This is a genomic window from Streptomyces sp. NRRL F-5755 (assembly GCF_001279365.1).
GTDB lineage: Bacteria > Actinomycetota > Actinomycetes > Streptomycetales > Streptomycetaceae > Streptomyces > Streptomyces rimosus.
This window is the reverse complement of the sequence record NZ_LGCW01000298.1, coordinates 35,390-45,027: the sequence shown is the minus strand read 5'-3', so window position 1 is coordinate 45,027 and position 9,638 is coordinate 35,390. Positions and strand designations below refer to the sequence as shown.

Annotated in this window: 12 protein-coding genes and 1 riboswitch; of the genes, 4 read left to right on the top strand and 8 right to left on the bottom strand. The window is 72.1% G+C overall.

Annotation, left to right across the window (positions count from 1 at the left end):
- Nucleotides 1–11: 11 nt before the first annotated feature.
- Genes ADK86_RS33285 through ADK86_RS33270 form a run of 4 tightly spaced genes read right to left on the bottom strand, consistent with a single transcriptional unit; the run spans nt 12 to nt 3,074 of the window.
- On the bottom strand, nt 12–686 hold the full coding sequence (locus ADK86_RS33285; RefSeq protein ID WP_053699962.1) for an urease accessory protein UreF: 675 nt from the start codon (nt 684–686) through the stop codon (nt 12–14).
- 42 nt (nt 687–728) lie between these two features.
- On the bottom strand, nt 729–2,450 hold the full coding sequence (locus ADK86_RS33280; RefSeq protein ID WP_053699958.1) for an urease subunit alpha: 1,722 nt from the start codon (nt 2,448–2,450) through the stop codon (nt 729–731).
- On the bottom strand, nt 2,443–2,754 hold the full coding sequence (locus tag ADK86_RS33275) for an urease subunit beta (protein WP_030603209.1): 312 nt from the start codon (nt 2,752–2,754) through the stop codon (nt 2,443–2,445). Before ADK86_RS33275 ends, ADK86_RS33280 begins: the two co-directional genes overlap by 8 nt.
- A gap of 17 nt (nt 2,755–2,771) precedes the next feature.
- Entirely contained in the window at nt 2,772–3,074 is a 303-nt protein-coding gene (locus ADK86_RS33270; protein ID WP_003986521.1) for an urease subunit gamma, read from the bottom strand.
- Between the two features lie 418 nt (nt 3,075–3,492).
- Between ADK86_RS33270 and ADK86_RS33265 the strand changes: the two genes are divergently transcribed.
- Nucleotides 3,493–4,473 (top strand): M28 family metallopeptidase, encoded by a 981-nt coding sequence (locus ADK86_RS33265; RefSeq protein ID WP_078952424.1) that lies wholly within the window; start codon nt 3,493–3,495, stop codon nt 4,471–4,473.
- 58 nt (nt 4,474–4,531) lie between these two features.
- Here ADK86_RS33265 and ADK86_RS33260 read toward each other — a convergent pair whose 3' ends face one another.
- From ADK86_RS33260 to ADK86_RS33245, 4 genes are all read right to left on the bottom strand, one after another.
- Nucleotides 4,532–4,873, bottom strand: coding sequence for a type II toxin-antitoxin system Phd/YefM family antitoxin (locus ADK86_RS33260; protein WP_053699957.1), 342 nt, complete (start codon nt 4,871–4,873; stop codon nt 4,532–4,534).
- Nucleotides 4,874–4,964: 91 nt separating this feature from the next.
- On the bottom strand, nt 4,965–5,276 hold the full coding sequence (locus ADK86_RS33255) for a hypothetical protein (protein ID WP_053699956.1): 312 nt from the start codon (nt 5,274–5,276) through the stop codon (nt 4,965–4,967).
- A 315-nt stretch (nt 5,277–5,591) separates the two neighbouring features.
- Nucleotides 5,592–6,260, bottom strand: a complete 669-nt coding sequence (locus ADK86_RS33250) for a GntR family transcriptional regulator (RefSeq protein WP_053699955.1) — start codon at nt 6,258–6,260, stop codon at nt 5,592–5,594.
- Between the two features lie 106 nt (nt 6,261–6,366).
- Nucleotides 6,367–7,011, bottom strand: coding sequence for a hypothetical protein (locus ADK86_RS33245; RefSeq protein WP_053699954.1), 645 nt, complete (start codon nt 7,009–7,011; stop codon nt 6,367–6,369).
- Nucleotides 7,012–7,397: 386 nt separating this feature from the next.
- Here ADK86_RS33245 and ADK86_RS33240 point away from each other — a divergent pair, with 386 nt between their 5' ends.
- The 3 genes from ADK86_RS33240 to ADK86_RS33230 all read left to right on the top strand — a co-directional run bounded on the left by ADK86_RS33240 (nt 7,398) and on the right by ADK86_RS33230 (nt 9,507).
- Entirely contained in the window at nt 7,398–8,033 is a 636-nt protein-coding gene (locus ADK86_RS33240; RefSeq protein WP_053699953.1) for an ATP-dependent Clp protease proteolytic subunit, read from the top strand.
- A gap of 6 nt (nt 8,034–8,039) precedes the next feature.
- Nucleotides 8,040–8,345, top strand: coding sequence for a hypothetical protein (locus tag ADK86_RS33235; protein ID WP_053699952.1), 306 nt, complete (start codon nt 8,040–8,042; stop codon nt 8,343–8,345).
- Between the two features lie 520 nt (nt 8,346–8,865).
- Nucleotides 8,866–9,030, top strand: a riboswitch (cyclic di-AMP (ydaO/yuaA leader).
- Nucleotides 9,031–9,033: 3 nt separating this feature from the next.
- Entirely contained in the window at nt 9,034–9,507 is a 474-nt protein-coding gene (locus ADK86_RS33230) for a C40 family peptidase (RefSeq protein ID WP_053699951.1), read from the top strand.
- Nucleotides 9,508–9,638 lie beyond the last annotated feature (131 nt).

Sequence of the window (9,638 nt, the reverse complement as noted above, 5' to 3'; positions counted from 1 at the left end):
GGGGCCGCTGTTCACGAGGCGAACAGCCGGACCGGCCAGGCCGCGTGCTGTTCGGCGGTGATGTCCAGCAGCGGCGCGGACGCCGCCGGCAGCGCACCCAGCCCCTCCACGGGAACACGGCGTGCCGCGTCGGCGGCCTGCGCGGCGACCTGGTCCAGCGGGGCGGCCAGGCGGGCCAGCACGGCACTCGCCGCGAAGGGGTCCAGGCTCAGCAGGCGCACGGCGGCGGTGGCCGGGCCGCTGAGGTTCTCATACGCGGCGGCGTAGGCGGCATCCAGCGGCGCCAGGCCCGCCGCGCGGGCCGCCAGCCCCAGGACCACGGGCTGGTGGGCGCCGCGCGGCCGGGCCGCGGCCAGCGCATCCAGCGCGGCCGAGGGCCAGGTCGCGCGGGCCGCGCGCAGCATCTGCCGCCCCAGCCGGCGCGCCGTGGCGCGCAGCGCCGGCACCGGGGTGCGGGCATCGGCGGCCTCGTCCAGCGCCAGCGGATCGCACCCGGCGGCCGCCGCTGCGGCCAGCGCGGCCGCGACCAGGCCCGCGGTGTGCAGCCGCCCCCGGCAGAACGCCTCCAGGCTCGCCGCGTCCGTGATCCGCCCCGCGGTGACCGCCGCCTCCGCACCCCCGGAGTGGGCATGCCCGCCCGCCGGAAACCGGCCGTCCGCCAGCACCAGCAACGCCGCCCGGCTCACCACCACACCTCCCTCATCGGCCTCTCGCACATCCCCGGCCGCTCAGAAAAGGAAGTACCGCTGCGCCATGGGCAGTTCGTCGGCCGGGGCGGGCTCGACCACGTCGCCGTCGATGGTCACCGTGAAGGTGTCGGGATCGACGTGGACCCGCGGCAGCGCGTCGTTGTTGCGCATGTCCGCCTTGGTCACGCCACGGGTGCTGCGGATGGCCCGGAAGTTCTTGGCCAGCCCGAGGCGTTCCGGCAGTCCGTCGGCGACGGCCTGTTCGGAGACGAAGTTGACCGAGTTGCCGCCGGGCGCCTGCCCGATGGCGCCGAACATCGGGCGGGGCAGCACCGGCTGCGGCGTGGGAATGGAGGCATTCGCGTCGCCCATCTGCGCGTATGCGATCTGCCCGCCCTTGATGACGAGGTGCGGTTTGACGCCGAAGAACGCCGGCTCCCACAGCACCAGGTCGGCCAGCTTGCCGTCCTCCACCGAGCCGACCTCGTGGTCGATGCCCTGCGCGATGGCGGGGTTGATGGTGTATTTGGCGACGTAGCGGCGGGCGCGGGCGTTGTCCGCGAGGAGGTCGCCGGGCAGCGCGCCGCGCCGCTTCTTCATCACGTGCGCGGTCTGCCACGTACGCAGCACGACCTCGCCGATGCGCCCCATGGCCTGCGCGTCCGAGGACATGATCGAGATGGCGCCGAGGTCGTGCAGGATGTCCTCGGCCGCGATGGTGGAAGGCCGGATACGGGATTCGGCGAAGGCCAGGTCCTCCGGCACGGCCGGGTTGAGGTGATGGCAGACCATCAGCATGTCGAGGTGTTCCTCGACGGTGTTGACGGTGTGCGGGCGCGTCGGGTTAGTGGAGGCGGGCAGCACGTTCGGCTCGGAGACCATGGCGATCATGTCGGGTGCGTGACCGCCGCCCGCGCCCTCGACGTGGTACGCGTGGATGCCGCGGCCCGCGATGGCGGCCAGCGTGTCCTGGAGGAAGCCCGCTTCGTTCAGCGTGTCCGTATGGATGGCCAGTTGCGCACCGCTCTCCTCGCAGACACGCAGACACGCGTCGAGTACGGCGGGGGTGGCGCCCCAGTCCTCGTGGATCTTGAAGCCGAGGACGCCCGCGCGCAGCTGGTCGCGCATCGAGGCGGCGGACATGGTGTTGCCCTTGCCCAGCAGGCCCACATTGACGGGCAGCCCGTCCATCGAGGCGAACATCCGGGACACGTGCCAGGCGCCGGGCGTGATGGTGGTGGCCTTGCTGCCCTCGGCCGGGCCCGTACCGCCGCCGACCAGGGTGGTCACACCGGACGCCAGGGCCTCGTCCACCTGCTGGGGGCAGATGAAGTGCACATGGGTGTCGATGGCGCCGGCGGTGAGGATCTTGCCGTTGCCCGCGATGATCTCGGTCTCCGGGCCGATCACCAGGTCGGGGTGGACGCCGTCCATGGTGTCGGGGTTGCCGGCCTTGCCGAGCGCGGCGATCCGCCCGTCCCGGATGCCGACGTCGGCCTTCACGACGCCCCAGTGGTCCAGGACGATCGCGCCGGTGATGACGGTGTCGGGCGCGCCGTCGGCGCGGGTGGCGCGGGACTGGCCCATCGATTCGCGGATCACCTTGCCGCCGCCGAAGACCGCCTCGTCACCGGCGTGCCCCGGGCCGCCCGAGCGGTCCTCGGTGATCTCGACGAGGAGGTCGGTGTCGGCCAGCCGTACGCGGTCGCCCGCGGTCGGGCCGTACAGATCGCTGTAGGCGGCGCGGGTCAGATCAGCCATCGAGGGAGCCTCCGGTCTCGCCGCGCAGGCCCGCGACGATCCGCTTGCCCGCGACGGGGACGAGTTCGACCTCGGTGGGGATGCCGGGCTCGAAGCGCACGGCGGAGCCGGCGGGAACGTTCAGGCGCTTGCCGTGCGCGGCCGCACGGTCGAAGTCGAGGCCCGGGTTGGCCTCGGCGAAGTGGTAGTGGGAGCCGACCTGGACGGGGCGGTCGGCGACGTTCAGGACGGTCATACGGGTGACGGGGAGCCCGGGGTTCAGGCGGACCGGCGCGTCGGCGTGGAGGATCTGTCCGGGGATCATGGTCGGCTCTCCCGCGGTCAGTTGATGGGTTCGTGGACGGTGACCAGCTTGGTGCCGTCCGGGAAGGTGGCCTCCACCTGGACGTCGTGGATCATCTCGGCCACGCCCTCCATGACGTCGTCACGGGTGAGGACCTTGCGGCCGGTCGACATCAGCTCGGCGACCGTACGGCCGTCCCGGGCCCCTTCGAGGATGTGCGAGGTCAGCAGCGCGACGGCTTCCGGGTGGTTGAGCCGCACCCCGCGTGCGCGGCGCTTTTCGGCCACGTCCGCCGCCACATGAATCATCAGGCGTTCCTGTTCATGCGGGGTCAGTTGCATACCTCTACCTCACAGTCCTAGCTCTGGGCACATAAGCCCAGGTCACGGGTGTCAATACACCCGCAAAGCAGATGTATCACACACTAATTAAAGGCGGAGCAAACTGCTCACCAGCTCCGCGCCATCAATCACCCGGTGTCCGCAGGTTAGTTCGACGCGATTTCGACGGCGTTAACTCCGCGGTGCAAGCGCGGAACTTCACCGGTTGGGCCGCATCGCCGCATCCCCGGCGGCCCGCCGCCCCGCTTCCGCCCGATGTGTCTGCTGTGCGGACACCGGAGTCCGGTATCCGCTCTTGACGCGGCACGGATCGCCCGTAATTCTCATGCGCACGTCAAGCGCATAGGCGCTTCGGCGTCACCACCCCCACAGCGCCACCCCACGGCGCACCCCCCACATCAGCATCGGAGCCCCCACTGTGAACCGCGCGTCCCGCACCTCGCACCGCTCCCCCGCCACCCGAATACGCCGTACCGGCCTGGCCGTCGGCGCGTGCACCGCCCTGGCCGCCGCCCTGATCGGACCGGTCGCCGGAGCCCAGGCCACCGCCTCCGCCGCACCCGCCGCGCCCGACATCCCCGTCGCCGGTGTCAAGGCCCACCTCGACCGGCTGCAGGCCGTCGCCGACGCCCACGGCGGCAACCGCGCCCACGGCACGGCCGGCTACCAGGCGTCCGTCGACTACATCAAGGAGAAGCTGGACGCGGCCGGGTTCACCACGACCGTCCAGGAGTTCACCCGCAACGGCAAAACGGGCCGCAACCTCATCGCCGACTGGCCCGGCGGCGGCACGGACCGGACCGTGGTGACCGGCGCCCACCTCGACTCGGTGACCGAAGGTCCCGGCATCAACGACAACGGCTCCGCCGCCGCGGGCATCCTGGAGGTCGCGCTCGCCGTCTCCCGCACACACCTCGAACCCGCCAAGCACCTGCGCTTCGCCTGGTGGGGCGCCGAGGAGTACGGCATGGTCGGGTCCCGGCACTACGTGGACCAGTTGTCCGCCGACGACCGCGGGAAGATCGACGCCTATCTGAACTTCGACATGATCGGCTCGCCCAACCCGGGCTACTTCGTATACGACGACGACGCGCGCCTGGAGAAGGTCTTCAAGGACCACTTCGCGGCGAAGAACATCGCCACCGAGGTCGAGACGGAGGGCGACGGGCGCTCGGACCACGCGCCGTTCAAGGACGCCGGTGTCCCGGTGGGCGGTCTGTTCTCCGGCGCCGACTACATCAAGACCGCCGAGCAGGCGAAGAAGTGGGGCGGCACGGCGGGCAAGGCGTTCGACGCCTGCTACCACGCGTCCTGCGACACGGTGAAGAACATCGACGACACGGCGCTGGGCAACAACACCGCCGCGATCGCCGACGCGGTGTGGAAGCTCGCTTCCTGACACCGCCCCGCCCGGGCACGGCGCGTCCGGGCGGCGGCGGCCGCCCGCGCGGGACCGGTCAGTGCTCCCCCGCCGGACCGCCGTGCTCCGCGAACCCGCCGGACGCCCCCGGCTCGCCGGCCGCGCCACGGTGCTCCGCCGCGATGCCGAAGCGGCGCCACTCGCCGGGCGCGGCCGGGAACGGCCGCACCGCGGAGACGGTGCTGATCACCTGCTCCTCCCCCGCGGCCTCCTCCGCTTCCCGGCAGGCGTCCAGGCGCTCCAGGTCGGCGGCGGACACCAGGCCCACCAGCGGCTTGCCGTGGCGTGTGACGACCACCCGCTCGCCGCCGTAGACGACGCGGTTGATCAGGTCCGCCAGCTCCGCCCGAGCCTGTGTCACCGGAATCTCGTAAGCCATGCTCCTAGCTTAGGTCGCGTCCACGACATTCCGGCCGGGGCGGCGGGCGAACGGCCCGGCAGCGCTGCCGGGCCGCGTGCGCCGGCTGCGCTCAGGTGGTTGTCCGGTCGGTGGGGTCGGCGGGCTCGCGGCTGCCGCACTTGGCCAGGCCGCGGCTGATCATGTAGCCGATGGTCAGCAGGGTGATGTACCACCATGCCCGGTCGGCGGGGAAACGGTCCGCCCGGACGGCGTCGCCGCCCACCACGGCGGAGGCGACCAGTACCGCCACGACGGCGGCGAGATAGACGAAGAGCTCGGTGCTCTTGAAGGCGGGCTTGGTCTCCGTACTCGTACGCCGCTCGGTACGAGCGGCCTGGGACCGGCCGGATTCCGGGTATCCGGCGGATGAAGCGGTAGCCATCGCGTCCTCCTGGACTCGATTCGGCCCGACGGGCTCGGGTCCGCCCGGCGGGTACCCGGGCGGCCGGGGCGGCAACGGGCTCATGCGTAGGGCCGGGTTCCGCAAGGGCACCCTCGGCCAGGGACGCGCGGGCCGGGTGTCGTCTCCGCGGACCGGAGGGGTAGGCCGAGGGGTCGGCGGTGCGACGGAGGCAGTCCGGTACGCCGCACGCCGGGCCACTGCCCGACCGCGTGGGGGACTTCGGCCAAAACGTACCGGAACGAGGAGCCCTGTCCGGGCATCGGGCCCGCCTTCGGCCGCCTGATGGCCGCCGGATCAAGCGCTCGTCACACCACCCGCGCGCGCCCAGTGGTCATCGGCACATTGCAGCGCGCGCTGCCGGTCGCCTGCCGCACACGCGGTCAACAGGTCGTCCCAGACGTTTCCGGGCTCGGCCGGCAACGGGATGTCGAGATGCTGCGCCCGCTGCCATACGGGGGCGAGCTGGGAGACGGCGTCGTACAGGAACCGGTTGCGGCAGGCATGGACGAAGACACTCCACAGCGCGCGCTCTGCAGCGGCGGCTTCCACCGCGTTCCGGTGGGCGGCGGCGCGGGCGTACGCGGCAGCGGAGTTACGGAGGGCATCGAGGCCGTCCTCGGGGAGCGGCCATGGCGCGGTGAGCAGCGCGGTGCGGTACAGCCCGTGCAGAACGGCCGCGGCGTGCCGGCGGGTGGCGGCGTCGGCCGTCGTCACCCGTACCGTGTCCGGCCCCGCGTACTCGACGAGCCGCTGTGAGGCGAGCTGGAGCAGCGCCTCCTGGAGCGGGGCGAGGGGAGCGCCGAGCCGCGCGGCGAGGCTCGCTTCCCCGTACTCCTGGCCGGGCGCCAGCGTGCCGTTGACGAGCGCTTCGGTCAGCGCGCCGTGGATGCGTTCCCGCAGCGTGTGGCGGTCGTCGGCGGCGGCCTTCGGCGGCAGGGGCGTCAGGTGGGACAAGTCGGGCATCAGGCGTCCTCTGCGGGGCGTTGCGGCGTACAGCGGCCATTCTGCACGCCGCCCCCCCGGGACGGCTCCGGCCGGGCGCGTCGGCCGAAGCCCTCCCGTACGTGACTCAGCGGCCGGGCGTACCGCGCTTGCAGAGGTTGTGGACCTTGCCGTCGATGTCGTCCACGGAGAACATGTCGCAGCCGCCCCGCCGGTTGGAGAAGATGTAGCGCTGCTTGAGCTGCGGGTGCAGCGGGTTGCCCAGCGAGACGAACTGGAAGGCGTGGCCGCGGTGCCCGGCCCTCCTCAGTTCGTCGTACGCGCGGGCCGGCGTCAGCCGCGGCCCCTTGATCGGGGCGTTGTCCAGCCACGCGCCCCGGCCCGGCCGCGGCTGTCCGATGGGGCCGCCGAGCACGGCGTCGATGTACGCGCCCAGGACCGGCTTGGCGCCTCGGTGACGGGGCGGTACTTCGTAGATGAACCGCCAGTGGTCCACCTTCGCCATGTTCGTGGTGGGGCCGCCCGGCGCGCGCCCGAACGCGGACACCAGCCGCGCGCCGGGATAGACGGCGCGCACCTTGTGCGTCGCCCGGCTGTAGGTGAGGCGCCACGAGGCGTGGGCCCGGTCGTCGGCCTGGTGGCGCGCCGGGTTCTCGTGGGTGGCGGAGGGGCCGCTCGCCGGCGGGACGGGGGCGGCGGAGGAGGTGGTGGCGCTGCCGAGGGCGGTGGTCGCGGTGAGGGCCGCGGCCCCCAGAAGGACGCGTATGCGCATGATGCGGTTCTCCCTGTCGAGGGGGTTGGGGTACTCCCAGGGCAGCCGATGCGCGGCCAGGACGCACGGCCGGTGCAGGCATTCGCGTGACGCGGGGGAAGCAGGCGGTCACTCCGGGCTTACGGCAGCAAGGGGGGCGTACGGGCGGTCAGGGACCACCGCGAGGCCGGGCCGCGCCGGTCTCGACAACAGGCGTGTACACCTCACAGCCAGTCAGTTCGCCCGCATTTCGGAGCCACTGACGCCCCATGAGCCGTTTCGCTCTCAGCGAGCGCCCGGCACTTCACCCCCGGCAGCCATTGCCTTCGGCACCGGAACCATGCTCCCATCAAGCTCTACGTACGTTCTGTACATTCTTTACAGATGGACAGCGAAGAGGAGTCCCCATGAACCGCCCCGAGGCCCGATATGTCCTCCCGGAGTTCACCGAGCGCACCTCGTACGGGGCCCGGACCATGGACCCGTACTCCAAGCTGCTCAGCGAGCGGATCATCTTCCTCGGCACACCGATCGACGACACCGCGGCCAACGACGTGATCGCGCAGCTCATGCACCTCGACTACGACGCGCCCGACCGGGACATCTCGCTCTACATCAACTCGCCCGGCGGCTCGTTCACCGCGATGACCGCGATCTACGACTCGATGCAGTTCGTGGGCTGCGACGTCGAAACCATCTGCCTGGGGCAGGCGGCCTCCGCCGCCGCGGTGCTGCTGGCGGCCGGTACGCCCGGCAAGCGCCTCGCCCTGCCGGGCGCCCGGATACTCATCCACCAGCCCTCGTTCGGCGAACCGGTGCAGGGCCAGGCCGACGACCTGCGCATCCAGGCCGACGAACTGCTGCGCACGCGCGCGCTGCTGGAGGAACTGCTCGCGAAGCACACCGGCCGGCCCGTCGAGCAGATCACCGAAGACCTCGAACGCGACAAGATCCTCGACGCCGCGGCCGCCGTCGAGTACGGGCTGATCGACGGACTCACCCGCAGCCGCAAGCCGCGCCCGGCGGCACTCGGCGCGAGGTGAGCCGGGATGCTGCCACCCGAACTGCCGCCGCTGCCCGCACTGACCCGCGCCGAGGGCGAGTTCATCGACAGCTACTTGGCGGTCCTGGACCTGCTGGGCCGGATCAACCCGGCACGCGGCACGGACACCTACGGCGGGCTGCGTGCCGCACAGGCCCTGGTCGGCAAGTCCATCGCCCTGCGGGACGCGTTGACGCTGATGCACGACCGGGGTGAGAACGAGGTGCATTCCGGCACGCTGACGCAGGCCCTGCGCGTCCTGGACGGTGAGCGCCGCGCGCGGCTCGTTTCCGTACCCCCGGCGCGTAGCTGACCCGCGCCCTCACCGCGCGGCCGACGCCCGGAGTTGACGTCGCGCCGCGCGCATCCGGAGGGCGCTCGTACGGGGGTCGGGTGCCCTCCTCCCTGCCCACTGCCGCCTTTTGGGGCCCAACCGCCCCAACAGGAACGTGCCGGACGGGAGCGACAGAGCAGGACAGGAGGCGCCGGAGCACCCCAAGAGCACAGGAACATGCCGACACGGAGCCCGATCGGGCTCGCCCGAACGGCGTAGCCGCGGGGTCGCGCTCTGCGTCACACGGCTTGCGCGGCCTGCGTACGTGTCGCCCGGAACCCCCGGTTCCGGGCCTGGTACGCGAGTCCTCACCCTTCTCGGCGCCCCCGCGAAACGCCCACTGTCCACCTGAACGGCGCATACGTGACCAAACTCACATATCGCCGTTTCTGCTCGGAATCCGGGCGCCGGTTGCGCAACGATCGCTCCGACGACAAGCCCCCGCCACCGCGGTGGGGCGGTCCGGGCGGACGCCCAATCCTGCCGCCGTACCGGATGTCCGGTCGATGCGCCTGGATCGGCAGGAGCGGAGGACCCGAGCACGACGGGACCGGCGGCCACCGCGGCCGCACGGGCCCTTGGGGTGAAGTCGCCACCGCGACCGGGCATCTTCGCCTGCCCGAACCCGACAGGTACTCCTTCGTCGGCGGCTGACGAAGGGTTGCGCATGAGTGCGCGTACCACCATGTCCCCCCTGCTGGTGCGAGCCGGACTGGTGTCCGCCGTCGCACTGGCCACGGTCGGCGGAACACTGGTCGTACCGGGAGCCTCGGCGGAGGCCGAAGCCGCGTCGAGTTCGGCGGCGGCACTGCGGATAGCCGCCTCCAAGAAGGGCTCGCCGTACAAGTACGGGGCCACCGGGCCGTACCGTTTCGACTGCTCGGGGCTGACGCTGTACTCGTTCAAACGGGCCGGCAAGCGGCTCCCACGCACCGCGGCGGCCCAGTACAACCGCACCCGGCACCTGTCCGCATCCGCGCGCCGCCTCGGCGACCTGGTCTTCTTCCACTCGCGCCGAGGGGTGTACCACGTGGGCATCTACGCGGGCAACGGCAAGATCTGGCACGCGCCCAAGCCGGGCACCGTGGTGCGCCTGGAGCGCATCTGGTCGCGCAGCGTCTCGTACGGCAGGGTCCGCTGACGCGGCCGTACCGAGCTGTCCTGTAGACGGCCTGCAACTGTCCTGAAAGAGCGTGCGTACGGGGCCGGGTGCGCCCCGGGCCCCGTACCGGGGTACGCGCACCGGCGCCCGTACGCGCGTCAGGGCACCCG

Coding starts and splice junctions, on each gene's coding strand:
- ADK86_RS33245 (WP_053699954.1), bottom strand. CDS start 7,011: ATGCGCATACGCGTCCTTCTGGGGGCCGCGGCCCTCACCGCGACCACC.
- ADK86_RS33235 (WP_053699952.1), top strand. CDS start 8,040: ATGCTGCCACCCGAACTGCCGCCGCTGCCCGCACTGACCCGCGCCGAG.
- ADK86_RS33260 (WP_053699957.1), bottom strand. CDS start 4,873: ATGGCTTACGAGATTCCGGTGACACAGGCTCGGGCGGAGCTGGCGGAC.
- ADK86_RS33270 (WP_003986521.1), bottom strand. CDS start 3,074: ATGCAACTGACCCCGCATGAACAGGAACGCCTGATGATTCATGTGGCG.
- ADK86_RS33255 (WP_053699956.1), bottom strand. CDS start 5,276: ATGGCTACCGCTTCATCCGCCGGATACCCGGAATCCGGCCGGTCCCAG.
- ADK86_RS33275 (WP_030603209.1), bottom strand. CDS start 2,754: ATGATCCCCGGACAGATCCTCCACGCCGACGCGCCGGTCCGCCTGAAC.
- ADK86_RS33280 (WP_053699958.1), bottom strand. CDS start 2,450: ATGGCTGATCTGACCCGCGCCGCCTACAGCGATCTGTACGGCCCGACC.
- ADK86_RS33250 (WP_053699955.1), bottom strand. CDS start 6,260: ATGCCCGACTTGTCCCACCTGACGCCCCTGCCGCCGAAGGCCGCCGCC.
- ADK86_RS33240 (WP_053699953.1), top strand. CDS start 7,398: ATGAACCGCCCCGAGGCCCGATATGTCCTCCCGGAGTTCACCGAGCGC.
- ADK86_RS33230 (WP_053699951.1), top strand. CDS start 9,034: ATGAGTGCGCGTACCACCATGTCCCCCCTGCTGGTGCGAGCCGGACTG.